The organism is Pseudomonas edaphica, assembly GCF_965277385.1.
In the GTDB taxonomy this organism is placed as follows: Bacteria; Pseudomonadota; Gammaproteobacteria; order Pseudomonadales; family Pseudomonadaceae; genus Aquipseudomonas; species Aquipseudomonas edaphica.
In genome coordinates this window covers 1527354-1553350 of sequence record NZ_OZ255725.1, presented here as the reverse complement: position 1 = coordinate 1553350, position 25997 = coordinate 1527354, and the positions used below count along the sequence as shown (strand labels likewise).

Sequence of the window (25997 nt, the reverse complement as noted above, 5' to 3'; positions counted from 1 at the left end):
AATCCCACACTACAAAAAATACAAAGCCTACAGGAGCAACCACCGTGAGCCGTCTGCTTTTGAATTGCGACATCGGCGAAAGCTTTGGTAACTGGACCTTGGGTCTGGACGCCGAGGTCATGCCGTTCATCGATTGCGCCAACGTGGCCTGTGGGTTTCATGCCGGCGACCCGAGCATCATGCGCCAGACCGTCAGCCTGGCACTCAAGCATGGCGTGCAAATAGGTGCGCACCCGGCCTACCAGGACCTGCAAGGGTTCGGCCGCCGTTCCATGGCCTATACGCCGCAGGAAATCCAGGACCTCATGCACTACCAGATCGGCGCCCTTGAGGGCATCTGCCGTGCGCAGGGTACCCGCGTCAGCTACGTCAAACCCCATGGTGCGCTGTACAACGACATGATGGCCAAACCGGCGCAACTGCGAGCGGTGATGCAGGCTGTGGCCGCGTATGGCGATTTGCCCTTGATGTTGCTGGCCAAAAGCGACAACAGCGAAGCCCAGGCGATGGGCGATGAATTCGGCCTGACACTGTGGTTCGAAGCCTTCGCTGATCGCGCCTATGACCCTAAGGGCCATCTGGTTTCGCGTCAGTTGCCGGGCGCGGTCCATCACGACGCCGACACCATCGTGCAGCAAGCCCTGACCATTTCCCGTGGGCAAGCCCTGACGGCCAGCGACGGCAGCGCCCTGGTGTTGCAGGCCAACACCCTGTGCGTACACGGCGACAACGCCAGCTCGATCGCCGCTGTGCAGCGCATCCGCGAGGCGTTGAAACCAGCATGAAGCCACGCATTGAAGTGGTGGCCATCGACTGCCTGATGGTGCGTCTGTTTGAGGTGATTGCGGAAGCCAACATGCCGTGGATGCTCGCCGCCACCCAACGTCTGCGTGAAGGTTTTGGTGACGCGCTGGTGGATCTGGTGCCGTCCTACACGACCTTGATGGTGCATTACGACCTCACAGCGTTAAGCCCGGCCCAGGCGCGGGAGCTGATCGACCGTGCGCTGACCGACTTGCAACCCCAGGCGCAGGGCAGCGGCCAGTGCCACGTGTTGCCGGTGTGGTACGACCTGAGTGTCGGCCCGGAACTGACGTTGCTCAGCCAGCGCAGCGGGTTGTCGATCGAGCAGGTGATCCATCGCCACAGTGCCCACGAATACCAAGTCTTTGCCCTCGGCTTCGCGCCCGGTTTTGCCTTTATGGGCTTGGTCGACGAAATCCTCGCCACACCACGGCTCAACACGCCGCGTAAACGCGTGGCGGCCGGCAGTGTCGGCATTGCCGAGCGGCAAACCGCCGCCTACCCGGTGGTGTCGCCGGGCGGCTGGAACCTGATCGGCCGCACCCCGGCCAAACTGTTCGACCGCGAGCGTGACGGCTACAGCCTGATGCAGCCGGGCGATACCGTGCGTTTCGAAGCGGTCGGCCACGCCGAATTCATCCATTTGGGTGGCGATGACACGCCGTTGGAGGCGCAGGCATGAGCCGCTTGTTGATCGAGGCCAGCACGCCGCTGTGCCTGTTACAGGACGCCGGACGCTTTGGCGTGCGCCACCTGGGCGTGACCCAGGGCGGGGCGCTGGATTGGGTGTCGATGTCTTGGGCCAATTGGCTGCTGGGCAATGCGCTGGATGCATCGGTGGTGGAAATCACCCTGGGCGGGTTTACCGTGCAGGCGCAAGACTATTGCTTGCTGGCATTGGCCGGTGCGGATTTGGGGGCCTATATCGACGAACGCGCCATCAGTCCCGGGCGCAGTTTTATCCTGCAAAAGGGCCAGCGTCTGCGTTTTACCCAGCCGTTCAGCGGTGCGCGGGCTTACCTGGCGGCGCCCGGCGGGTTCGATGCGCCGAGCGTTCTGGGCAGTTGCGCCACCGTGGTACGTGAGGAATTGGGTGGGCTGGACGGTTTCGGCAAGGCCTTGGCCGAAGGCGGGCGGTTGGTTTATTCCGGTACGGGCGGAGCGATGAACGTGCTGAGCACGCCTGATCTGCCGGCAAAAGCGCCGCTGGACGTGATTGTCGGCGCGCAGATCGGCCGGTTCAGTGGGCAGAGCCTGTTCGATGCATTCAATACCGACTGGTCGCTGGACAGCCGCGCCGACCGCATGGGCATGCGCCTGCTGGGCACGCCGTTGCAGTACCAGGGGCCGTCGTTGATCTCTGAAGGCATCCCGTTGGGCGCGATCCAGGTGCCGCCGGATGGGCAGCCGATTGTGTTGCTCAATGATCGGCAGACCATTGGCGGCTATCCGCGTTTGGGCGCACTGACGCCGTTGGCATTGGCGCGGCTGGCGCAGTGTTTGCCGGGGGAGAAGGTGAGGCTGGCGCCAGTGGTGCAGGAGACTGCGCATCGGCAGCACATCGAGTTTTTGCAGCGGTTTTTGAATCGCTAAAAGCATCGCAGGCAAGCCAGCTCCCACAGGGGAATGCATTTCAACTTTGGAATGCACTCCCCTGTGGGAGCTGGCTTGCCTGCGATAGCGTCAGTGAATACACCACCTACTTAGACAGAAAACGCATGCCTTCTTCCAGCCCACGCAACGTCAGCGGATACATCTGATCCTCCACCAACTCGCGCACAATCCCCGTCGACGCCGTATAGCCCCAAGTGTCTTTCGGGTACGGGTTAATCCAGATCAGCTTCTTGTACTTGGCCATGAAGCGCTGCATCCACACATACCCAGGCTCCTCGTTCCAGTGCTCGACACTGCCGCCGGCCTGGGTGATTTCATACGGCGCCATCGACGCATCGCCGATAAAGATCACTTTGTAGTCGGCGCCGTACTTGTGCAGCAGATCCTGGGTTGAGGTGCGCTCCGAAGTGCGGCGCTGGTTGTTCTTCCACACCGACTCGTACACGAAGTTGTGGAAGTAGAAGTACTCCAGGTGCTTGAACTCGGTTTTGCACGCCGAAAACAGCTCTTCGCAGATCTTCACGTGAGCGTCCATCGAGCCGCCGATATCGAACAGCAGCAACAGCTTGATGGTGTTGCGCCGCTCCGGGCGCATCTGGATATTCAGCAAGCCGGCATCCCGCGCCGTGTGGTCGATGGTGCCATCAATATCCAGCTCTTCAGCCGCACCCTGACGCGCAAACTTGCGCAGGCGGCGCAGGGCGATCTTGATATTGCGCGTGCCCAGCTCGACCTGATCGTCGAGGTTCTTGTATTCGCGCTGGTCCCAGACCTTTACGGCTTTGCCCTGGCGTTTGCCGGCATCACCAACCCGGATACCTTCCGGGTTGTAGCCGCCGGAGCCAAACGGGCTGGTGCCGCCAGTGCCGATCCACTTGTTGCCGCCGGCGTGGCGTTCTTTCTGTTCTTCCAGGCGTTTCTTGAATTCTTCGATCAACTTGTCCAGGCCGCCAAGGGACTGGATCTGCGCGCGTTCCTCATCGGTCAGCGAGCGTTCGAATTCCTTGCGCAGCCATTCTTCAGGGATCAACGCCTGCAGGTGGTCGTCGAGTTTTTCCAGCCCATTGAAATAGGCGCCGAACGCGCGGTCGAACTTGTCGAAATGCCGTTCGTCCTTGACCAGGATCGCCCGGGCCAAGTAATAAAACTCGTCCATGTCAGCGAAGACCACGCGCTGTTTAAGCGCGTTGATCAGGTCGAGCAGCTCGCGCACCGACACCGGCACCTTGGCGGCACGCATTTCATTGAACAGGTTGAGCAGCATCAGCGATTACCGCGACGGCTCATGAACGCCAGACGCTCCAGCAACTGCACGTCTTGCTCGTTCTTGACCAGGGCACCGGCCAGCGGCGGAATAGCCTTGGTCGGGTCGCGCTCGCGCAGCACCGCTTCGCCGATGTTGTCGGCCATCAGCAGCTTGAGCCAGTCGACCAGTTCGGAGGTGGACGGCTTTTTCTTCAGGCCCGGCACTTTGCGCACGTCGAAGAATACGTCCAGCGCTTCGCTGACCAAATCCTTCTTGATATCGGGGTAGTGCACGTCGACGATCTTTTGCAGGGTGCTGCGGTCGGGGAACGCAATGTAATGGAAGAAGCAGCGGCGCAGGAACGCGTCCGGCAGCTCTTTTTCGTTGTTGGAGGTAATGATGATGATCGGGCGTTTCTTGGCCTTGATGGTCTCGTCGATTTCGTAGACGTAGAACTCCATCTTGTCGAGTTCTTGCAGCAGGTCGTTGGGGAACTCGATGTCGGCCTTGTCGATTTCATCGATCAGCAGGATCACGCGCTCCTCGGACTCGAAGGCTTCCCAGAGCTTGCCCTTTTTCAGGTAATTGCGCACATCGTGGACTTTCTCGTTGCCCAGTTGCGAGTCGCGCAGGCGGCTGACCGCATCGTACTCATACAGGCCCTGATGCGCCTTGGTGGTCGACTTGATGTGCCAGGTGATGAGCTTGGCACCAAAGGACTCGGCCAATTGCTCGGCAAGCATGGTCTTGCCGGTGCCCGGTTCGCCCTTGACCAGCAGCGGCCGCTCCAGGGTGATGGCGGCGTTGACGGCCAGTTTCAGGTCATCGGTAGCCACATAGGCCTGGGTGCCTTCGAACTTCATCGGTCATTCCTCGAATTCATCAATGCCCGGACTATACCGCGCAGCCCTGGCGACTGTGAACGCAGACGGGTTATTCAGTCTCTGAATGGCCGGTCACATCGCAGTTCTGCTGCGGGGTCGTGCTTATGCTTGTGTGGGAGCTGGCTTGCCTGCGATGCGAGCACCTCGGTGATTCAGGCAGACTGAGTTGATGCTATCGCAGGCAAGCCAGCTCCCACACAAGCCAGCTCCCAGGGTTAGTTGGCGGAAGGCTTGGGTTGTTCGTAGCGCGCATTGAACGCCTGGATGAAGCCATTACGCAAAATCGCCAAAAATGCGGAGAACGCGCTGATATCTTGCTGATGCACGCTGCCACTGAGTTCCACGCGGGTGGCAAACTGGTTTTTGTTCTGGTTCTTGAGCACGGTTTCGCTGGTGCCTACCACGGCTTCCCAGATCGAGCGGAAGATGTTTTTGTCCTTGTTCTCCACGTCCTGTTTCCAGTCGAACACTTCTACATCGCGCAGCAGCGGCTTGATATAGCCAGTGAGCTGGCCTTTTTCCGCTTGGGCTTCAATCACCACGTCGCCGGTGCCAGCCTTGAAGTCGAATTTGCCATAGGCCGAGGCGAAGTCGTTCATGCGTTTAAGTTGCAAGTCGCGGGCGCGGAAGCGGAATTCGAAGTCTTCAAAATTATTTAAAGGATCAAAGGTTGCGTTGGCCTCCATAGGGGCCTGGCCCTGCAGCAGGGCCTTGCCTTCGAATCGCGCGTCGCGTTTGCCTTTGAGGTCTACCACGTTGGTCAGGTTGTACAGACTGGCATTGACCTCAGTGGCCTTGATGTTCACCTGGGGCTTGGAGCTGAAATTATGAAAGGCGATCTTGCCATCTTCAATGCGCACTTCATTCAGCGTGATCGGCAGCAGTTTTTTCAACTGTTGCTGCCAGTCGGTGCCTTTACCGGTTTGGGACGCCTGTTTGTTGGCACCGCCGTCGACGAAGTTGATTTCAGGCTTTACGAAATGGCCCTCGGCGACGACGGCATGGTCGTACCACAGCGAGTGCCAGCTGACGGCAAATTCAATCAGCGGCGCGTTGACGAACGGCACAGGTACTTTACCGTCGACCTTGACGATTTTCAGGCCATTAATGCGGTAGGCGCCACGCCACAAGGCCAGGTCCACGTCAGTGACCTGGCCACGGTAGTCGCCCATGTCGGCCAGCTTGTCGTTCAGGTAATTGCGCACCAGATAGGGCAGGGCCAGGTCCAGGGCGATCAGTACTACCACCAGTACGGCGACGATCCATAGCAGCCCACTGTAGCGACGTTTCATGTCATTACTCTCCAACGGTATAGGCGATGGACCGCACGCGCGGGCGCAACGTTCCTCTGACTGGACGCCCAAAGGCCTGAGGCATACCCTTGGGGCCTTCTTGAAATTGCCTTAAGGACCCGTCATGAGCCGTATCTTTGCCGACAACGCGCACTCCATCGGTAACACGCCCCTGGTGCAGATCAACCGCATTGCGCCGCGTGGCGTGACCATCCTGGCCAAGATCGAGGGGCGTAACCCGGGTTACTCGGTGAAGTGCCGCATTGGCGCCAACATGATCTGGGACGCCGAAAGCACCGGCAAACTCAAGCCGGGCATGACCATTGTCGAACCGACCTCCGGCAACACCGGCATCGGCCTGGCATTTGTCGCCGCCGCCCGTGGCTACAAGCTGCTGCTGACCATGCCGGCCTCCATGAGCATCGAGCGACGCAAAGTGCTCAAGGCCCTGGGCGCCGAGTTGGTGCTGACTGAGCCGGCCAAGGGCATGAAAGGCGCTATCGACAAGGCTGGCGAGATTGTCGCCAGCGACCCGGCCACCTACTTTATGCCGGCCCAGTTCGAAAACCCGGCCAACCCGGCTATTCACGAGAAAACCACCGGCCCGGAAATCTGGAACGACACCGATGGCGCCGTGGACGTGCTGGTGGCGGGCGTGGGCACTGGCGGCACCATTACTGGCGTTTCGCGCTATATCAAGAACATTGCGGGCAAGCCGATTCTGTCGGTGGCGGTTGAGCCGAGGGTATCGCCGGTGATCACCCAGGCACTGGCCGGTGAGGAGATCAAGCCGAGCCCGCATAAAATCCAGGGCATCGGCGCCGGGTTTGTGCCGAAGAACCTCGACCTGTCGATGGTTGACCGCGTGGAGCTGGTGACCGACGACGAATCCAAGGCCATGGCCCTGCGCCTGATGCAGGAAGAGGGGATTTTGTGCGGTATCTCCTGCGGCGCCGCCATGGCTGTGGCCGTGCGTCTGGCCGAGAAGCCGGAAATGCAGGGCAAGACCATCGTGGTGATCCTGCCGGACTCCGGCGAGCGTTACCTGTCGAGCATGTTGTTCAGCGATCTGTTTACCGATCAAGAAACCCAGGCGTGATGATCTTCTGTGGCGAGCAGGCTTGCCCTGCGCTGGGCTGCGAAGCAGCCCTAAACCCGACGAATCGGTCTATCAGGTACACCGCGTAGTCTGAATTGGGAGTGCTTCGCACTCCAACGCAGGGCAAGCCTGCTCGCCACAACAAGCCTGCTTGCCACAACGGCTCCGCTCATCATCGGAGTTGATGTATATCAGCCGGTCGGCCTGGGCCTTCTGCATAATGGCCCAAGTGTTTATCATGGCCGGCTGCTACGTCTGGTTTCCCGTTGACGGGAGGTTGCTGGCCAGGCGCTTATTTTCAGGAGTTGCTGCATGACCTTTTCTTTGGCCGCCAAACTGTCGGTGCTGGCGTTGTTTATCGGCAGCATTCTGTATGTGCACTTGCGCGGCAAGGCGCGTTTGCCGGTGTTGCGCCAGTTCGTCAACCATTCGGCGCTGTTCGCCCCGTATAACGCCTTGATGTACCTGTACTCGGCCGTGCCGTCCAAGCCATACCTGGATCGCAGCAAGTTCCCGGAACTGGATGTGCTCAAGGATAACTGGGAAGTGATCCGCGAAGAGGCCATGCACCTGTTCGACGAGGGTTATATCCGCGCCGCCGAAAAAAACAACGACGCCGGTTTCGGCTCGTTCTTCAAGAAGGGCTGGAAGCGTTTCTACCTCAAGTGGTACGACAAACCCCTGCCATCGGCGGAGGCGCTGTGCCCGAAAACCGTGGCCTTGGTGAGCAGCATCCCGAACGTCAAGGGCGCGATGTTCGCGCTGTTGCCGGGCGGCAGCCACCTCAACCCGCACCGTGACCCGTTTGCAGGCTCCTTGCGTTATCACTTGGGCCTGTCCACGCCGAACTCCGACGACTGCCGCATCTTCGTCGACGGCCAGGTCTACGCGTGGCGCGACGGTGAAGACGTGATGTTCGATGAAACCTACGTGCATTGGGTGAAGAACGAAACTGAAAAGACCCGTGTGATTCTGTTCTGCGATATCGAACGCCCGCTGAGCAACCGCCTCATGACCGGCATCAACCGCTGGGTCAGCAAGCAGCTGGGTCGCGCGACTGCGCCGCAGAACCTGGATGACGAGCGTGTGGGCGGGATCAACCAGGCGTATGCCTGGAGCAAGACGTTCAGTGACAAGTTCAGTGGTGTGGTCAAGCAGTGGAAACGCAAGCATCCCAAGGCCTACCGCATTGCGCGGCCGGTGCTGGCTGTGGTTGTGCTGGTGCTGCTGTGGAAGTGGCTGTTCGGCTGATCTGAACACGGTCAAAACTGTGGGAGCAGGCAAGCCAGCTCCCACATTTGATCTCCCGTGTTGCTTAGGACGCGATCAACTGGCGCAGCACATAGTGCAAGATGCCACCGGCCTTGAAGTATTCCACCTCATTAAGCGTATCAATCCGGCACAGCACCTCAACCTTCTCGCTGCTGCCGTCTTCACGGGTAATCACCAGCGTCAGGTTCATCCGTGGCTCGATCTCGGCATCGGTAAGCCCAAGAATGTCGATCTTCTCCTTGCCGGTCAGCTTGAGCGCCTTGCGGTTCTGATCCAGCTTGAACTGCAACGGCAACACGCCCATGCCCACCAAGTTGGAACGGTGAATCCGCTCGAAACTCTCGGCGATCACTGCCTTTACCCCCAGCAGATTAGTACCTTTGGCCGCCCAGTCGCGGCTTGAACCGGTGCCATATTCCTGGCCTGCAATCACCACCAGCGGCGTGCCCGAGGCCTGGTACTTCATGGCGGCGTCATAGATCGGCATTTTCTCGCCGGTGGGGATGTACAGCGTGTTGCCGCCTTCTTCGCCGCCGAGCATTTCGTTGCGGATACGGATGTTGGCAAAGGTGCCGCGCATCATCACTTCATGGTTGCCCCGGCGTGAGCCGTAGGAGTTGAAGTCGCGTGGCTCCACGCCTTGCTCGCGCAGGTAGCGCCCGGCGGGGCTGTCGGTCTTGATATTGCCGGCGGGGGAGATGTGGTCGGTGGTCACCGAATCGCCCAGCAGGGCCAGCACGTTGGCGCCCTTGACGTCTTCGATCACCGGCAGTGGCCCGGAAATATCGTCAAAGAACGGCGGATGCTGGATGTAGGTGGAGTCCTCCTGCCATACATAGGTCGCGGCCTGCGGCACTTCAATCGCCTGCCATTGCTCGTCACCGGCAAACACTTCGGCATATTCCTTGTGAAACATACCGGTGCTGACCTGCGCCACCGCGTCGGCAATCTCTTTGCTGCTCGGCCAGATGTCTTTGAGGTACACCGGCTTGCCGTCCTTGCCTTCGCCCAGCGGCTCGCTGCTGATGTCGATACGCACGGTGCCCGCCAAGGCATAGGCGACCACCAGCGGCGGCGAAGCCAGCCAGTTGGTTTTCACCAGTGGGTGCACGCGGCCTTCGAAGTTGCGGTTGCCCGACAGCACCGAAGCCACCGCCAGGTCGGCCTTCTGGATGGCTTTTTCGATCGGCTCAGGCAATGGCCCGGAGTTGCCGATGCAGGTGGTGCAACCGTAGCCGACCAGATCAAAGCCCAGCTTGTCGAGGTATTGGGTAAGGCCTGCCGCCTTGTAGTAATCGGTCACCACCTTGGAGCCGGGCGCCAGGGAGGTTTTCACCCACGGCTTGCTGGTCAGGCCTTTTTCCACGGCCTTTTTCGCCACCAGGCCTGCGGCCATCATCACGCTGGGGTTGGAAGTGTTGGTGCAGGAGGTAATCGCGGCGATCACCACCGCGCCGTTTTTGAGACGATAGGTGTGGCCGTCGTACTCGTAATCGGTCTCGCCGACCAAATCCGCATTGCCCACGGCAACCCCGCCGCCGCCTTCACTTTCCAGGCGACCTTCTTCTTTGCTGGCGGGTTTGAACTGCAGGTCGAGGAAGTCCGTGAACGCCTGGCCAACATTGGGCAGTGACACACGGTCCTGCGGGCGTTTCGGCCCGGCCAGGCTGGCTTCGACACTGCCCATGTCCAGCGCCAGGGTGTCGGTGAACACCGGTTCCTGGCCGGCGTTACGCCACAGGCCCTGGGCCTTGGTGTAGGCCTCCACCAACTTGACGGTTTCTGCCGGGCGGCCGGACAGGCGCAGGTAGTCCAGCGTCACTTCATCCACCGGGAAAAAGCCGCAAGTGGCGCCGTATTCCGGGGCCATGTTGGCGATGGTAGCGCGGTCGGCCAGAGGCAGGTCGGCCAAGCCGTCGCCGTAGAACTCGACGAATTTGCCCACTACGCCTTTTTTACGCAGCATCTGGGTGACAGTCAGCACCAGGTCAGTGGCAGTAATACCTTCTTTCAATTTGCCGGTCAGCTTGAAGCCGATCACTTCCGGAATCAGCATCGACACCGGCTGGCCGAGCATCGCCGCTTCCGCTTCGATACCGCCCACGCCCCAGCCCAGTACACCCAGGCCGTTGATCATGGTGGTGTGGGAGTCGGTGCCCACCAACGTGTCGGGGAAGGCGTAAGTGCGGCCGTCTTCGTCCTTGGTCCACACCGTGCGCCCCAGGTACTCAAGGTTGACCTGGTGGCAGATGCCGGTGCCCGGTGGCACCACGCTGAAGTTGTCGAACGCACTTTGGCCCCAGCGCAGGAAGGCGTAGCGTTCGCCGTTGCGCTGCATCTCGATGTCGACGTTCTGTTCAAAGGCGCTGGTGCTGCCGAACTTGTCGACCATCACCGAGTGGTCAATCACCAGGTCCACGGGGGACAGCGGGTTAATGCGCTGCGGGTCGCCACCGGCCTTGGCCACGGCGGCGCGCATGGCGGCCAGGTCGACCACGGCGGGCACACCGGTGAAGTCTTGCATCAATACGCGAGCCGGGCGGTACTGGATCTCGCGGTCGGACTGGCGCTCTTTGAGCCAGGCGGCGATGGCCTTGAGGTCGGCGCCGGTGACGGTCTTGTTGTCTTCCCAGCGCAGCAGGTTTTCCAGCAGCACCTTGAGGGACATCGGCAGCTTGTCCAGGTCACCCAGGCTCTTGGCAGCTTCGGGCAAGCTGAAGTAGTGGTAAGTCTTGTCGTCGATTTGCAGGGTTTTGAGGGTTCTCAGGCTATCTAGCGATGACATTACATGACTCCTTATGGTCCGCACGGCTACGGACCTGACGGGACGAACAGAGCTTTCAACTTAGCCCTGTTTTCATTAGCAGGCTAATAACTGGACTCTATCGTTAAGTCCAAGGTTCCGAACTCGGCTATCATGCGCGCGTTTTCATGACAGGTATTGCGATAGCGCAAGGCCGGTTGAGTCACCAGGAGAGTTGATGAACACCCTTTTTATGCACTGCCGCCCGGGTTTTGAAGGCGAAGTCTGTTCCGAGATCGCGGAACACGCCGCGCGCCTGAACGTTTCCGGCTACGCCAAGGCCAAGACCGGCAGCGCCTGCGCCGAATTTGTCTGCACCGAAGAAGACGGCGCCCAGCGCCTCATGCACGGCCAGCGCTTTGCCGAGCTGATCTTCCCAAGGCAGTGGGCGCGCGGGGTATTCATCGACCTGCCGGAAACCGACCGCATCAGCGTGATCCTCGCCCACCTGCGCGAATTCCCGGTGTGCGGCAGCCTGTGGCTGGAGATGGTCGACACCAACGACGGCAAAGAGCTGTCGAACTTCTGCAAGAAATTTGAAGTGCATCTGCGCAAAGCCTTGCTCAACGCCGGCAAGCTGGTGGACGACCCGAGCAAGCCGCGCCTGCTGTTGACCTTCAAAAGCGGCCGCGAAGTGTTCATGGGCCTGGCCGAGTCGAACAACTCGGCGATGTGGCCGATGGGCATCCCACGCCTCAAGTTCCCGCGTGACGCGCCAAGCCGTTCGACCTTGAAGCTTGAAGAGGCCTGGCATCACTTCATCCCCCGCGACCAGTGGGACGAACGCCTGCATGGCGACATGACCGGCGTCGACCTCGGCGCCGCGCCGGGCGGCTGGACCTGGCAACTGGTCAACCGTGGCATGCTGGTGACCGCCATCGACAACGGCCCCATGGCCGAAAGCCTGATGGACACCGGCCTGGTGCAGCATTTGATGGCCGACGGTTTTACCTTCGTGCCCAAGCAGCCGGTGGACTGGATGGTCTGCGATATCGTCGAGAAACCGGCACGTAACGCCGCGCTGCTGGAAACCTGGATTGGCGAAGGGCATTGCCGCGAAGCGGTGGTGAACCTCAAACTGCCGATGAAGCAGCGTTATGCTGAGGTAAAGCGTTTGCTTGAGCGCATCGAAGACGGCTTCAAGGCTCGTGGTATTCGGGTGGAAATCGGCTGCAAGCAGCTGTATCACGACCGAGAGGAAGTGACTTGCCACCTGCGTCGGCTGGTTGATGCAAAAAAACCTAAAGGTCGCTGAAACCCAATGTGGGAGCTGGCTTGCCTGCGATAGCGGTATAACGGTTGAAATCTATGTTGAATGTGCCCCGGTCATCGCGGGCAAGCCCGCTCCCACACTGGAGCGGGCCAGTTTCAGGAGTGATTATGAGTATTGAATTGCCTGTCGACGGCACCCTCGACGCCACCGGCCTCAACTGCCCGGAACCGGTGATGATGTTGCACCAGCACATCCGCGACCTGCCGCCTGGCGGCCTGCTCAAGGTGATCGCGACCGACCCGTCGACCCGTCGCGATATTCCCAAGTTCTGTGTGTTCCTTGACCACGAACTGGTGGATCAGCAGGAACAGGCCGGCAAATACCTGTACTGGATTCGCAAGAAGTCTGCTTAAACCAGGCGAATCCGCCGGCGCGCGCTGCGTGCCAGGCGGATCACCAGCATCGCCGCGGCGCAGCTCAAGCCCACGATCAGCCCTTGCCACAGCCCACTCGGCCCACTTGCTGCGCCCAGCCAATCGGTCAGCCCCAGGGCATAACCCACCGGCAACCCCACGCCCCAGTAAGCAAACAAGGTCAGCACCATGGTCACCCGTGTGTCCTGGTAGCCACGCAACGCGCCGGCTGCGGTGACCTGGATCGCGTCGGAGAACTGGAACAGCGCCGCAAACACGATCAGCATCGATGCCACGTGGATCACCCGCGGGTCAGGCGTGTAAATCGTGGCAATCTGTTCGCGAAACAGCAGCATCAGGCTGCAGGACAGGCACGCGTAGGTCAGTGCCGTGCCCATGCCGACCCCGGCGGCAAAGCGTGCTTCACGCGGCTCGCCACGGCCCAATGCCTGGCCGACCCGCACCGTGACCGCCATGCTCAGCGAATAGGGGATCATAAACACCAGCGAGCTGAAGTTCAGCGCGATCTGGTGCCCGGCGACCACGTTGGCGCCCAGGCTGCCGATCAGCAGGGCGATCACCGCAAAGATGCTCGATTCGGCAAACACCGCGATCCCGATCGGCAGGCCGATGCCCAGCACGCGCTTGATCACGGCCCATTGCGGCCAGTCGAAACGCTTGAACAACTCGCTGCTCTGGTACGCCGGTGCCCAGCGGGTCCAGGCGGCGAGGCCGAGCATCATCACCCACATCACAATGGCTGTAGCCCAGCCACAGCCTACGCCGCCCATGGCCGGCACACCGAAGTGGCCATAAATGAACACGTAGTTCAGTGGAATGTTCAACGCCAGCCCGCACAGGCCCATGACCATGCTGGGGCGCGTACGGCCCAGGCCATCACTGAAGCAACGCAACACGTAATACAGGGCGATGGCGGGCATGCCGGACGCGATGCCGTGCAGGTAGGCCATGCAGGGTTTGATCAGCTCGGGGTCGACATTCATCGCGTGCAGGATCGGCTCGGCGCTGATCAGCATCAGCAGGGCAGTGATGCCCACCACCACTGCCAGCCACAGGGATTGGCGCACCAGCGGGCCAATCTCGGTGTGGTGACCGGCGCCGAAGCGCTGGGCGACTTTGGGCGTGGTGGCCAGCAGCGTGCCGGTCATCAGCAGGTACACCGGAATCCAGATCGAGTTGCCCAAGGCCACCGCCGCCAGGTCTCGCGGGCTCACGCGCCCGGCCATCACCGCATCGACAAAGCCCATGGCCGTGGTGGCGAGTTGGCCGATCATGATCGGCAGGGCCAGGGTCAGCAGGCTGCGCACCTCGCGACTGACGCGGGCGGGGCGGGAGAGGGTGGCGGTGGCGGTGTTCACGTGCGGTTGTCCAGTAAAAGAGTTGCAAAGGACGGCGAAGTCTACGCGTTGACGCTGTGGTCAGGAAAAAACCTGTGTTGCTGATTTGTAATGCGCTTTCCCGGTAGAGGATAAACCCCTGTGGGAACTGGCCCATGTGGGAGCTGGCCAGCTCCCACACTCGAACTACGCATCCCTGTACACTGCTGGTCCGCGAAAGGAGCCTGCCATGCTGATTATTGCCGACGAAAATATCCCGCTGCTCGATGCCTTTTTTGAAGGGTTTGGCGAGATTCGCCGCGTACCCGGGCGTTCCATCGACCGCGCCATGGTCGAGCAGGCCGATGTGCTGCTGGTGCGCTCGGTAACAAACGTCAATCGTGCCTTGTTGGACGGCACTCAAGTGCGCTTTGTGGGCACCTGCACCATTGGCACCGATCACCTGGACCTGGATTACTTCAAACAGGCCGGTATCACCTGGTCCAGCGCCCCGGGCTGTAATGCCCGAGGCGTGGTGGACTATGTGCTGGGCAGCTTGCAGACCCTGGCCGAGATCGAAGGCGCCGACCTGAACCAGCGCACTTATGGCATCGTCGGTGCCGGTGAAGTGGGCGGGCGCTTGGTCAAGGTGCTTAAAGGTCTGGGTTGGAACGTGCTGGTGTGCGACCCGCCGCGCCAGATTGCCGAAGACGGTGATTACGTCAGCCTGCAGCAGATTATCGAGCAGTGCGATGTGATCAGCCTGCACACGCCGCTGACCAAGTCTGGTAACGGCTCCACCTGGCACCTGTTTGATCGTGAACGCCTTGGTCGCCTCAAGCCCGGCACCTGGCTGATCAACGCCAGTCGCGGCCCTGTCGTCGATAACGCGGCCTTGCGCGAAGTACTGCTGGAGCGCGAAGACCTGCAAGCCGTGCTGGACGTGTGGGAAGGCGAGCCCGAAGTGGACGTCGACCTGGCCGACCTGTGCGTGCTGGCCACACCGCATATCGCCGGCTACAGCCTCGACGGCAAACAGCGTGGCACCGCGCAGATCTACCAGGCTTTGTGCGCCCATATGGGCCAGGAACCCAGTATCCAGTTGAGTGATTTGTTGCCGCAGCCATGGCTGGCCGAGGTGCACTTGAATGCATCGACAGACCCAGCCTGGGCGCTGGCGACCTTGTGCCGCAGTGTGTACGACCCGCGCCGCGATGATGCGGATTTGCGCCGCAGCCTTGTGGGAACCGTGGAAGAGCAACGCAAGGCGTTCGACCTGCTGCGCAAGCATTACCCGGAGCGTCGCGAGATAGATGGCTTGAAGGTGCGGATCAATGGCGAGTCGGCAGTGTTGTCGAACATCGTCACTGCATTGGGCGCCATGCCTTTATAGGACGGTTACGCCTGTGGCGAGGGAGCTTGCTCCCGTTCGACTGCGCAGCAGTCGCAGGCTTTCAGGGGCGCTGCGCACTGGAGCGCCAGCCCGGCCCAGCGGGAGCAAGCTCCCTCGCCACAAAAGGCGGACCACAAAAAACAGGCATAAAAAACCCGGCCATCAAGGCCGGGTCTGAAAGAGCGTGGGCGCGTCAGCCTTGCTTGGCAGGTTTGACCAGTCGCTGTTCCAGGTCGCTGCACGCTTGCTGGATCATTTCTTCGGTAATCTGCACTTCGCGGCCCTTGGCGTCGATATACGAGCAAGGCAGGTGCTGCGGCTGGCGAATCACTTCAATTTTGGCGTCACTGCTGTTTTGCAAGGTCATGGCCTGTCTCCTCATCAGGTTGTGTGCCTAATCTAATACCTGCGCGTGACCGCGCTATTACAACTGCTTACACGATCACCGCTTCGAACGCCCAGTCCAGCAGAAACCGATACAAATTTCCACCCAGGCGTTAGACCGATAGCCTCTAGGCATCAACATCGGCGGGCATAATTAACCTGACGCATTGTTATTTAGCTAAGTTCCCCCAATGTTGGTGTACAGGTTCCTCATCGGTATGCCCGCCATGTTCTCAGTCCGTCAACGCCGTGCCATTCGCCTGGCCAGCCGCTTTATCGCGCCGTACCGCTGGCAGGCACTGGGTGCTTTGTTGGCACTCATCGTCACTGCGGGCATCACCTTGTCCATGGGGCAGGGCATTCGCCTGCTGGTGGACCAGGGGTTCATGACCCAGTCGCCGCACCTGCTCAACCAGTCTATTGGCCTGTTTATGGTGCTGGTGCTGGGTCTGGCCGTGGGTACGTTTGCGCGGTTTTACCTGGTGTCGTGGATCGGCGAACGGGTGGTGGCGGACATTCGTCGGCAAGTCTTCAATCATCTGATCTACCTGCACCCAGGCTTTTACGAGAACAACCGCAGTTCGGAAATCCAGTCGCGGCTGACCACCGACACCACGTTGCTGCAATCGGTGATCGGCTCGTCGCTGTCGCTGTTCCTGCGCAACGCCTTGATGGTGATCGGCGGCATCGTGCTGTTGTTTGTCACCAACCCCAAGCTCACCAGCATCGTGGTGGTGGCGCTGCCGCTGGTGCTGGCGCCGATCCTGATCTTCGGTCGCCGCGTGCGCAGCCTGTCGCGGCTGAGCCAGGACCGTATTGCCGATGTGGGCAGTTACGTGTCGGAGACGCTTGGCCAGATCAAGACCGTGCAGGCCTATAACCACCAGGTGCAGGACGAACAGCGCTTTGCCATCACCGTGGAAGAGGCGTTTGCCACGGCGCGTAAACGCATCGCGCAGCGCGCCTGGCTGATTACACTGGTGATCATGCTGGTGCTCGGTGCGGTGGGGGTGATGCTGTGGGTGGGCGGTATGGATGTGATCAGTGGGCGGATTTCCGGCGGTGAACTGGCGGCGTTCGTGTTTTACAGCCTGATCGTCGGCAGTGCGGTTGGCACTCTGAGCGAAGTGCTCGGTGAGCTGCAACGTGCCGCCGGTGCCGCTGAGCGGATTGGCGAACTGTTGCAGTCGAGCAATGACATCCAGGCACCCGCCGAAGGCAGCGTGCAGTTGCCGGAGCGGGTCAGCGGTCGTATGGAACTGCAAGACTTGCGTTTTTCCTACCCGTCGCGGCCGGACAGCTACGCCATCGACGGTTTGAGCTTGAGCATCAACCCCGGTGAAACCCTGGCGTTGGTCGGCCCATCCGGCGCGGGTAAATCGACGATCTTTGATTTGCTGCTGCGCTTTTACGATCCGCAGCAAGGCCGCATCCTGCTTGAGGGCCACCCGCTGACCGAACTCGAGCCAATGGACCTGCGCCGTCATTTCGCGCTGGTTTCCCAGAGCCCGGCGCTGTTCTTCGGCAGCGTTGAAGAAAACATCCGTTATGGCAACCCGTCCGCCACCCGCGAACAGGTCGAAGCCGCGGCACGCATCGCCCACGCCCATGACTTCATCCTGCAAATGCCCGACGGCTACCAGACCCATCTGGGTGACGGCGGTATGGGCCTGTCCGGCGGCCAACGCCAACGCCTGGCCATCGCCCGCGCGCTGCTGGTGGATGCGCCGATCCTGCTGCTGGACGAAGCCACCAGCGCCCTGGATGCGCAGAGTGAGCATTTGATACAGCAAGCCTTGCCGCAACTGATGCAGGGCCGCACCACGCTGGTGATTGCGCATCGGTTGGCCACGGTGAAGAACGCCGACCGAATTGCGGTGATGGACCAGGGCAAGCTGGTGGCAGTGGGTACGCATCAACAGTTGATTGCGAGTAATCCGTTGTATGCACGGTTAGCGGCGTTGCAGTTCAGTGATGGCGGTGAGGTTGTGAAAAACCAAGGCTAGCGCGATCTATGTGGCGAGCGGGCTAGTGTGGCAGGCAGGCTAGTAGGGTGAGCAGGCTAGTAGGCTGAGCAGGTTTGTTGTGGAGAGCGGGCTTGATGTGGCGAGCGGGCTTGCCCCGCGTTGGGCTGCGTAGCAGCCCCAAAACCTGCCGACTCGGTCTATCAGTTACACCGTGGCGGGGCTGAATGGGGAGCGCTTCGCACTCCAGCGCAGGGCAAGCCTGCTCGCCACAACAAGGCTGCTCGCCACAATAAGCCTACTTGCCACATAAAGCCTGGTGGCCAAATGAAACCTGTTGGCCACAGCAAGCCAACTGATCGCACTTCAGTCAGTCTTACTGATCATCAAAATACCGCTCATGCCAATCCACCAGCGGCTGCGGTGAATTGAGTTTCTGCCCGTAGATCACCGAATAAGACAGCACGTTCTGCACATACTGGCGGGTTTCGTCGAACGGGATGCTTTCCACCCACACATCGAAACTCAGGTGGTCGGCACCGCGCAGCCACTGGCGCACACGGCCGGGGCCGGCGTTGTAGGCGGCGGAGGCGAGTACGCGGTTGCCGTTGAACTGGCTGTGTACCTGGCTCAGGTAGGCGGCGCCGAGCTGGATGTTTTTGTCCGGGTCCAGCACCTGGGCCGGGGAGGCCAGTGGGATGCTGAATTTACGTGCGGTTTCTTTGGCAGTGCCGGGCATCAGTTGCATCAGGCCACTGGCGCCGACGCCGGAGCGGGCGTCGTCCATGAAGGCACTTTCCTGGCGGGTGATGGCGAACACCCAGCTTGAATGCAGGCCACGCACCTTGGCTTCGCGTACCAGCGTGTCGCGGTGGGCCATCGGGAAACGGATATCCAGGTCATCCCAGTACTGCGCCTGGCTGATGGTGCGGATCGCCGGGAAGTACCACTTCATGTCGTAGGCCAGCTTGGCCTGGGCGACCATTTCATCGCGGTTGAAGTGACGGCTGACGTGGTACCACTCGCGGCGGCCATCGACAATCTGGCCGCGTGCGTAGAACTCCATCGCGCGGCGCACGCCGGGGGTGTTGCGCACTTTGTTGATCAACGCCTGGCTCATCACCAACGGTTTGTTTTTCAACTGGTAGGGCGCTTTGGAGCGATCAGCCGCGAGGAACCCGTAGAAATCACGTTCCTGCGCAAGGTTCTTGTACAGCACCAGCGGCTGCGGGTTCTTCGGCTCGGCCAGTTCCAGGCTACGCGCCTGCCAGTAGCGCCAGCGGTTGGTGGTGGCCAGGTCTTGCGGGAGTTTGCGGGTCAACTGGTAGGCATCTTCCCAGCGAGCCAGGCGCAACAGCAGGCGCAGGCGCCATTCGGAGACGGTGTTGTCACGCAGCTCGGGGTCGTACTTGGTCATCACGTCCAGGGCGCGTGGGTCGTAGCGGCGCGCGAGGGTCAGGCCGATTTCGCGGGCGATCGACACTTTTTCGTCACGGGAGAAGTGCATGCTGCTGGCATAGCCGTCGAGCAGGGCCATGGCCTTGTCCGGGTCCTGGCGTGCCAGGCGGCGCAGGCCCAGGCCAACGGCGTCAGACATGGCCTCGTTGGCCGGCAGGAAGCGCGACGGGTCGCTGAGCATGTCGGGCTTTTGCGCCACGTCGATCATCAAGCGGCCTTGGGCGCCAAGGGTTGGCAGGGTTTTCACCAGGCTGTTGGCCAACGCGTAGTTGCGGGCTTCGGCGGCGAGCTTGGCGCGGTCCCAGATTTTCTGTTCGGTGAGTTGGCCATCGGCGGCCCACTGGCCAAAGGTGGCGTCACAGGCGACCGGCTGGGATTTGCCGGTCATCCAGAGTTTTTCGGTGGTCTTGTAGCCTTCGGCTTTGAGGTTGTGCGTCAGCTGGTACTGGCCATGCAGGCAGTCCAGTTCGACGAAATTGAGCTTGGCGTCGTAGTACTTTTCGAAGGTTTGCCAGTCACCACGGTCGGCCAGCCAGCGCAACCAACGCAGTTTCATCCAGTTGGCCTGGGGCAGGTCGCCGTTTTTGGCGAGGAACTGTTCGATTTCTTCGTTGCTCGCGGTTTTGAGGCGCGCGGTCAGCTCGTCGTAGGCCAGGTACGGCGTGAGCGGGTAGTCGGCCAGGGCCTGGCTGTATTGCATATACGGGCCGCTGTCGCCTTTGGCGAGGGCGCGTTTGGCTTCATCGTAATACTGACGTTGGGTGGTGAGGTCCACGGCCTGGGCGGATTGAACGGCGGTGGCGGAAAGAAGCAGACAAGATAAAAAGTTGAAAAGGCGACTGCGCATGAGACGTCCGTGCAGAGAAATCACGACTAGTGCCGACGTCGCCGACACTGATTGCCCCTAGCTTAGCCTTTTGCCAGCGGCTGGCGAAAGCTTTGCCGGCCGGCTGGCAGCAGTTCACCGTAAATGTCCTACAGAACGTGTCTGTGGCAAAAATGCCGGCCGCATCCCACCTTCAAGTCAGGTAGAATGCGCGCCCAGTTTTTGGAGAAGCGTATGACCCTGCTCAAATTCAGCGATGTGTCCCTTGCTTTCGGCGCTATGCCGTTGTTGGACAAGGTGTCCTGGCAGATCGCCCGTGGTGAGCGGGTGTGCATCATCGGCCGCAACGGCACCGGCAAGTCCAGCATGATGAAGCTGGTAAAAGGCGACCAGAAGCCCGATGACGGCTCTGTATGGCGCGCGCCGGGCCTCAAGATCGGCGAATTGCCGCAGGAATTGCCGGTGGCCGACGGACGGACAGTGTTCGACGTGGTTGCCGAAGGCCTCGACGGCGTTGGCGAGTTGCTCGCGCAGTACCATCACCTGGCGCAGAACTGCGTCACCGAAGCCGACCTGGACAAGCTCATGCACGTCCAGCAAGACCTCGAAGCCCGTGACGGCTGGCGCTTGCAGCAACTGGTCGACAGCACCCTGAGCCGCCTGCAACTGCCGGCCGACAAGACCCTCGCCGAGTTGTCCGGTGGCTGGCGCCGTCGCGTGCTGCTGGCCCAGGCGCTGGTGTCCGAGCCCGACCTGCTGCTGCTCGACGAACCAACCAACCACCTGGACATCGGCGCTATCGCCTGGCTCGAAGAAGCCCTCAAGGATTTCCAGGGCGCCGTGCTGTTCATCACGCACGACCGCTCCTTCCTGCAAAACCTGGCCACGCGCATCCTCGAACTGGACCGTGGCGGCCTGATCGACTGGAACGGCGACTACGCCAGCTTCCTGGTACACAAAGAAGCCTCGCTGGCCGCTGAAGAAACCGCCAACGCGCTGTTCGACAAGAAGCTGGCCCAGGAAGAAGTCTGGATCCGCCAGGGCATCAAGGCCCGTCGCACCCGTAACGAAGGCCGTGTACGCGCCCTCAAAGCCCTGCGTGTTGAGCGCAGTGAGCGCCGCGAGCGCACCGGCAAGGCCAATATCCAGCTGGACACCGCCGACAAGTCGGGCAAGCAGGTGATGGTGCTGGAGAATGTCAGCTTCCACCACCCGGATGGCCCGTTCCTGATCAAGGACTTCTCGATGGTCCTGCAGCGCGGCGACCGTATCGGCCTGCTGGGCGCCAACGGCACCGGCAAGACCACCTTGCTCAAACTGATGCTCAATGGCCTGCAACCGACCAGCGGCACCGTGGAAGAAGGCACGCGCATCGACGTGGCCTACTTCGACCAGTTGCGCCATCAGTTGGACCTGGAAAAGACCGTGATCGACAACGTTGCCGAAGGCCGCGACTTTATCGACATCGACGGTCAGAGCCGCCACGTGCTGAGCTACCTGGGCGACTTCCTGTTCAGCCCGCAGCGTGCGCGTACGCCAGTCAAAGCCCTGTCCGGTGGTGAGCGTGCGCGCCTGCTGCTGGCCAAGCTGTTCAGCAAGCCGTCCAACCTGCTGGTACTCGACGAACCGACCAACGACCTCGACGTGGAAACCCTCGAGCTGCTGGAAGAGGTTTTGCTGACCTTCAACGGCACCGTGCTGATGGTCAGCCACGACCGGGCATTCCTCGACAACGTGGTGACCAGCACCCTGGTCTTCGAAGGTGAAGGCAAGGTGCGTGAATACGTCGGTGGTTACCAGGACTGGATCCGTCAGGGCGGCTCGCCGCGCCTGCTGGGCGTGACCGAGAGCAAGTCCGGCAAGGCCGACCTGACCTCGGCAGTCGTGGCGCCTGTGGCCGCTGCTGCTGCACCGGTTGCGGAAGCTGCACCGGCGGCCAAGAAGAAGCTCAGCTACAAGCTGCAACGCGAGCTGGAAGCCTTGCCGGGTGATATCGACGCCAAGGAACAGCAGATCGCTGCGGTAGAAGCAGACATGGCTGACGCGGGTTTCTACCTGCGCCCGGCGGCGGAAACCGCCAAGGTGATTGCTTCCCTGGAAACGTTGAACCAGGAGCTGGAAGTGCTGATGGAGCGTTGGGCTGAGCTGGATGCCTGATTGATTCGCACGCCATAAAAAAGCCCGGCGCTCATCGGTATGATCGCCGGGCTTTTTATATGAAATGCGATTCAAATGTGGGAGCTGGCTTGCCTGCGATAGCCTCACCTCGGTCTGCCTGAAGCACCGAGGTGCCTGCATCGCAGGCAAGCCAGCTCCCACATTAGATCTTCATCGGCCTTACGAGCTTTTTACCAGCTTGACCGCCAGCACATCACACGGCGCGCCGTGCAGCACGTCATTGGCGGTAGAACCCAGCAACAACGCCAGGCCATGACGACCATGGCTGCCGACCACGATCAGGTCGCAGTTCTGCTCTTTGGCCAGGTGATGGATTTCCTGGCGCGGTTGGCCGTAGGTGAGGTGGCAGTCTTCCTTTTTCAAGTGCGGGTACTTGAGAATCAAACGGTCCAGGCGCTCTTTGGCCTGGTCAAACTGCTGTTGCTGCAACTGGGAAAGGTCCATGGGGACGTCGCCACCAAAGGCCATGGCCATGGGCTCGACGATATGCACGAGTGACAGCTTGGCGCCGTTGGCGATTGCTGAAGCCTGAGCGCGCTTGATAACCGGGTCGCACTCTTCGGTCAGATCGACCGCGACCAGGATATGTTTGTAGGAATGTTCGTTGGGCATGGCGCGTTCCTCCAGGAGACTGCAATAAGTTCAGTATGGCTGGTTTCAAGCGGATGGGTTGCGTCAGCTCAAATCCGCGCATCTAGAAATTCGGGAGTACACATATGACGGTCTGGATAGTGGTGTCAATCCTTCTGGTGGTTCTTAGCCCCCTGGCCTGGCTGCGCCCGTCGCGCCATCAGAGCGGGCGCATGGCCCTGCGCATGGAGGCGCGCCGCATCGGTTTGGCCATGCAATTGGCGCCACAGGAGTGGCCGCACTGGCTTGCGCAAGAGCCGCCGAGCCCCTGCGCGCAGTACTGCAGACCACGGCGGGGCAGCACGCCGGCCCTGTGGAGTTATTGGCAAATGTCGCCAGGCGTATGGGTCAATCAATGGCGTGAAGTGTGTGAGGATGAAAAGTTGTTGCCGCATTTTGCGACGTTGCCGGCCAACGTCTACAAGGTCGAGGCCGACAAGCAAATGATCGCCCTGTATTGGGGCGAGAAGGGTGAGGCCAGTGTGCTGAAGGACATCGATACGCTGCTCAAGGCCCTGGCATGACGCCATTAGCGTTAAAAGACAGGCATTAAAAAGCCCGACATCATCATCGGGCTGGAGTTGGCCAGGCAGGCCGGTAATTCTGTGTTCCTCGCGCCGGGTGTTCATTACGGGGCGCTTTGCGGTTGTCGCAAGCCTAGCGGCATATCCGATTCTGTACAGCCTTTTCCCACATCTTTTTTATTATTGATTCTGTGAATATTTGAATATTGACAGGGCGCAGGCGTGGGCGTGGAGTTCTGAACTGACTGGAAAGTCGCGTTTTTCCTGGCCTTTCGAGCGATTGACAATTGCCCTGAATTGGATGAAGGTGACGTACCCAAATCAAACGGGCGTATGAATTGAGCGTTTGTCTGTCAGACGACTCATACAGAACCCCGACTAGCGCATTGGCGGGTGTGCCTGGCGGATTGGCATGAGCATTGAGGCAACTATCAATGTCCAACCAATAGGCCAGCGTCCAGTGTGTACTGTTCAGCTTCCATATCGTGGAGATCAGTTGATGATTTACGAAGGTAAAGCCATCACGGTTAAGGCTCTTGAAAGTGGCATCGTCGAACTGAAATTCGACCTCAAGGGTGAGTCCGTCAACAAGTTCAACCGTCTAACCCTGAACGAACTGCGTCAGGCCGTAGACACCATCAAAGCAGATGCTTCGGTCAAGGGCGTGATCGTCTCCAGCGGCAAGGACGTGTTTATCGTCGGCGCTGACATCACCGAATTCGTCGACAACTTCAAGCTGCCCGATGCAGAGCTTGTGGCCGGCAACCTCGAAGCCAACAAGATTTTCAGCGATTTCGAAGACCTCAACGTGCCAACCGTGGCTGCCATCAATGGCATCGCGTTGGGCGGCGGCCTGGAAATGTGCCTGGCTGCAGACTTCCGCGTCATGTCGGCCACCGCCAAAATCGGCCTGCCTGAAGTCAAACTGGGCATCTACCCAGGTTTCGGCGGCACTGTGCGTCTGCCGCGCCTGATCGGCGCTGACAACGCGATCGAGTGGATCGCCGCCGGTAAAGAAAACCGTGCCGAAGACGCGCTGAAAGTCGGTGCAGTCGATGCCGTGGTTGCCCCGGACAAACTGGCTGAAGCCGCCCTGAACCTGATCAAAGGCGCCATCAGCGGCGAATTTGACTACAAGGCCAAGCGTCAGCCGAAGCTGGAAAAACTCAAGCTCAACGCCATCGAACAAATGATGTCGTTCGAAACCGCCAAAGGTTTTGTGGCCGGCCAGGCCGGCCCGAACTACCCGGCGCCGGTTGAAGCGATCAAGACCATCCAGAAAGCTGCGAACTTCGGTCGCGACAAAGCCCTGGAAGTGGAAGCGGCAGGTTTCGTCAAACTGGCGAAAACCTCGGCAGCACAAAGCTTGATCGGCCTGTTCCTGAACGATCAGGAACTGAAGAAAAAGGCCAAGGCCTACGACGAAATCGCCCGCGACGTGAAACAGGCTGCCGTACTGGGCGCCGGTATCATGGGCGGCGGTATCGCCTATCAGTCGGCGTCCAAAGGCACGCCGATCCTGATGAAAGACATCAACGAGCACGGCATCGAGCAAGGCCTGGCAGAAGCCGCCAAGCTGCTGGTGGGCCGCGTTGATAAAGGTCGCATGACCGCCGCGAAGATGGCTGAAGTGCTTAACGGCATTCGTCCTACGCTGTCCTACGGCGATTTCGGTCACGTCGACCTGGTGGTCGAAGCCGTAGTCGAAAACCCGAAGGTCAAGCAAGCCGTACTGGCTGAAGTGGAAGCCCAGGTTAAAGACGACACTATCCTGGCCTCGAACACTTCGACCATTTCCATCTCGCTGCTGGCCAAAGCCCTCAAGCGTCCGGAAAACTTCGTCGGCATGCACTTCTTCAACCCGGTACACATGATGCCGCTGGTGGAAGTGATCCGTGGCGAGAAGTCCAGCGAGTTGGCGGTTGCCACCACCGTTGCCTACGCCAAGAAAATGGGCAAGAACCCGATCGTGGTCAATGACTGCCCGGGCTTCCTGGTCAACCGCGTGTTGTTCCCGTACTTCGGCGGTTTCGCCAAGCTGGTCAGCGCCGGTGTCGACTTCGTACGCATCGACAAGGTTATGGAAAAATTCGGCTGGCCAATGGGCCCGGCGTACTTGATGGACGTGGTCGGTATCGACACGGGCCACCACGGTCGTGACGTGATGGCTGAAGGCTTCCCGGACCGCATGAAAGACGACCGCCGCTCGGCGATCGACGCGCTCTACGAGGCCAAGCGCCTGGGCCAGAAAAACGGCAAAGGCTTCTACGCCTACGAGGCTGACAAGAAGGGCAAGCAGAAGAAAGTGGCCGACCCGTCGGTTCACGAAGTACTCGCGCCAGTCATCTACGAGCAGCGTGAGGTGTCCGATGAGGACATCATCAACTGGATGATGATCGCCCTGTGCCTGGAAACCGTGCGTTGCCTGGAAGACGGCATCGTTGAAACCGCCGCCGAGGCCGATATGGGCCTGGTGTACGGTATTGGTTTCCCTCCATTCCGTGGTGGTGCGCTGCGTTACATCGACTCGATCGGTGTGGCTGAGTTCGTTGCCCTGGCTGACAAATACGCTGATTTGGGCCCGCTGTACCACCCGACCGCGAAGCTGCGTGAAATGGCCAAAAACGGCCAGAGCTTCTTCGGTTAAGCGCCCAGACGACTAG

Annotated in this window: 20 protein-coding genes; 12 read left to right on the top strand and 8 right to left on the bottom strand. The window is 60.4% G+C overall.

Going from position 1 to position 25997, the window contains the following annotated elements; translation table 11 throughout:
• Window positions 1-44 precede the first annotated feature (44 nt).
• The 3 genes from ACQY47_RS06870 to ACQY47_RS06860 are packed head-to-tail and all read left to right on the top strand — an operon-like array spanning window position 45 to window position 2397.
• Window positions 45-785, top strand: a complete 741-nt coding sequence (locus ACQY47_RS06870; RefSeq protein ID WP_017137398.1) for a 5-oxoprolinase subunit PxpA — start codon at window positions 45-47, stop codon at window positions 783-785.
• Entirely contained in the window at window positions 782-1486 is a 705-nt protein-coding gene (pxpB, locus tag ACQY47_RS06865; RefSeq protein WP_169985545.1) for a 5-oxoprolinase subunit PxpB, read from the top strand. Before ACQY47_RS06870 ends, pxpB begins: the two co-directional genes overlap by 4 nt.
• On the top strand, window positions 1483-2397 hold the full coding sequence (locus ACQY47_RS06860) for a biotin-dependent carboxyltransferase family protein (protein ID WP_428556634.1): 915 nt from the start codon (window positions 1483-1485) through the stop codon (window positions 2395-2397). Before pxpB ends, ACQY47_RS06860 begins: the two co-directional genes overlap by 4 nt.
• Before the next feature lie 106 nt (window positions 2398-2503).
• Here the strand turns inward: ACQY47_RS06860 and ACQY47_RS06855 are convergent, their stop codons facing one another.
• The 3 genes from ACQY47_RS06855 to ACQY47_RS06845 all read right to left on the bottom strand — a co-directional run bounded on the left by ACQY47_RS06855 (window position 2504) and on the right by ACQY47_RS06845 (window position 5840).
• The gene (locus ACQY47_RS06855) at window positions 2504-3682 is read right to left on the bottom strand and encodes a vWA domain-containing protein (protein ID WP_138816246.1); all 1179 of its coding nucleotides are present in this window, start codon (window positions 3680-3682) and stop codon (window positions 2504-2506) included.
• A complete protein-coding gene (locus ACQY47_RS06850) occupies window positions 3682-4527 on the bottom strand; it encodes an AAA family ATPase (RefSeq protein ID WP_017137402.1) in 846 nt (281 codons plus the stop codon). The genes ACQY47_RS06855 and ACQY47_RS06850 overlap by 1 nt, the downstream gene beginning before the upstream one ends.
• 236 nt (window positions 4528-4763) lie before the next feature.
• Window positions 4764-5840: a DUF748 domain-containing protein gene (locus tag ACQY47_RS06845; RefSeq protein WP_017137403.1), complete on the bottom strand. Its 1077-nt coding sequence runs from the start codon at window positions 5838-5840 to the stop codon at window positions 4764-4766.
• A 124-nt stretch (window positions 5841-5964) separates the two neighbouring features.
• Between ACQY47_RS06845 and cysK the strand changes: the two genes are divergently transcribed.
• Together cysK and ACQY47_RS06835 are read left to right on the top strand one after the other, a co-directional pair.
• On the top strand, window positions 5965-6939 hold the full coding sequence (gene cysK, locus ACQY47_RS06840) for a cysteine synthase A (RefSeq protein WP_099548669.1): 975 nt from the start codon (window positions 5965-5967) through the stop codon (window positions 6937-6939).
• 312 nt (window positions 6940-7251) lie between these two features.
• A complete protein-coding gene (locus tag ACQY47_RS06835; protein ID WP_428556631.1) occupies window positions 7252-8190 on the top strand; it encodes an aspartyl/asparaginyl beta-hydroxylase domain-containing protein in 939 nt (312 codons plus the stop codon).
• 64 nt (window positions 8191-8254) lie between these two features.
• Here ACQY47_RS06835 and acnA read toward each other — a convergent pair whose 3' ends face one another.
• On the bottom strand, window positions 8255-10996 hold the full coding sequence (gene acnA, locus ACQY47_RS06830) for an aconitate hydratase AcnA (protein ID WP_099548671.1): 2742 nt from the start codon (window positions 10994-10996) through the stop codon (window positions 8255-8257).
• Window positions 10997-11192: 196 nt separating this feature from the next.
• Here acnA and rlmM point away from each other — a divergent pair, with 196 nt between their 5' ends.
• Together rlmM and tusA are read left to right on the top strand one after the other, a co-directional pair.
• Window positions 11193-12269, top strand: coding sequence for a 23S rRNA (cytidine(2498)-2'-O)-methyltransferase RlmM (gene rlmM / locus ACQY47_RS06825; RefSeq protein WP_017137407.1), 1077 nt, complete (start codon window positions 11193-11195; stop codon window positions 12267-12269).
• Window positions 12270-12394: 125 nt separating this feature from the next.
• Complete coding sequence (gene tusA, locus ACQY47_RS06820; protein ID WP_058419610.1) at window positions 12395-12640, top strand: sulfurtransferase TusA; 246 nt, start codon at window positions 12395-12397, stop codon at window positions 12638-12640.
• Here tusA and ACQY47_RS06815 read toward each other — a convergent pair.
• Window positions 12637-14019, bottom strand: coding sequence for an MATE family efflux transporter (locus tag ACQY47_RS06815; protein WP_017137409.1), 1383 nt, complete (start codon window positions 14017-14019; stop codon window positions 12637-12639). The two genes, tusA and ACQY47_RS06815, sit on opposite strands and share 4 nt — an antisense overlap.
• 208 nt (window positions 14020-14227) lie before the next feature.
• Between ACQY47_RS06815 and pdxB the strand changes: the two genes are divergently transcribed.
• Window positions 14228-15370, top strand: coding sequence for a 4-phosphoerythronate dehydrogenase PdxB (gene pdxB / locus ACQY47_RS06810; RefSeq protein ID WP_177032577.1), 1143 nt, complete (start codon window positions 14228-14230; stop codon window positions 15368-15370).
• A 193-nt stretch (window positions 15371-15563) separates the two neighbouring features.
• Here the strand turns inward: pdxB and ACQY47_RS06805 are convergent, their stop codons facing one another.
• The gene (locus tag ACQY47_RS06805; protein ID WP_017137411.1) at window positions 15564-15737 is read right to left on the bottom strand and encodes a PA1571 family protein; all 174 of its coding nucleotides are present in this window, start codon (window positions 15735-15737) and stop codon (window positions 15564-15566) included.
• Window positions 15738-15972: 235 nt separating this feature from the next.
• Between ACQY47_RS06805 and ACQY47_RS06800 the strand changes: the two genes are divergently transcribed.
• Entirely contained in the window at window positions 15973-17760 is a 1788-nt protein-coding gene (locus ACQY47_RS06800) for an ABC transporter transmembrane domain-containing protein (RefSeq protein WP_428556627.1), read from the top strand.
• Window positions 17761-18094: 334 nt separating this feature from the next.
• On the opposite strand, the gene ACQY47_RS06795 is transcribed toward ACQY47_RS06800, so the two are convergent.
• Entirely contained in the window at window positions 18095-20023 is a 1929-nt protein-coding gene (locus tag ACQY47_RS06795; protein ID WP_428556625.1) for a transglycosylase SLT domain-containing protein, read from the bottom strand.
• Window positions 20024-20236: 213 nt separating this feature from the next.
• On the opposite strand from ACQY47_RS06795, the gene ACQY47_RS06790 reads away from it, so the two are divergent.
• A complete protein-coding gene (locus tag ACQY47_RS06790; RefSeq protein WP_017137414.1) occupies window positions 20237-22159 on the top strand; it encodes an ATP-binding cassette domain-containing protein in 1923 nt (640 codons plus the stop codon).
• 180 nt (window positions 22160-22339) lie between these two features.
• Here the strand turns inward: ACQY47_RS06790 and ACQY47_RS06785 are convergent, their stop codons facing one another.
• A complete protein-coding gene (locus ACQY47_RS06785) occupies window positions 22340-22792 on the bottom strand; it encodes a universal stress protein (protein ID WP_056857288.1) in 453 nt (150 codons plus the stop codon).
• 104 nt (window positions 22793-22896) lie between these two features.
• Here ACQY47_RS06785 and ACQY47_RS06780 point away from each other — a divergent pair, with 104 nt between their 5' ends.
• Complete coding sequence (locus ACQY47_RS06780) at window positions 22897-23334, top strand: hypothetical protein (protein WP_017137416.1); 438 nt, start codon at window positions 22897-22899, stop codon at window positions 23332-23334.
• 499 nt (window positions 23335-23833) lie between these two features.
• Window positions 23834-25981 (top strand): fatty acid oxidation complex subunit alpha FadB, encoded by a 2148-nt coding sequence (gene fadB, locus ACQY47_RS06775; protein ID WP_017137417.1) that lies wholly within the window; start codon window positions 23834-23836, stop codon window positions 25979-25981.
• Window positions 25982-25997: the final 16 nt, after the last annotated feature.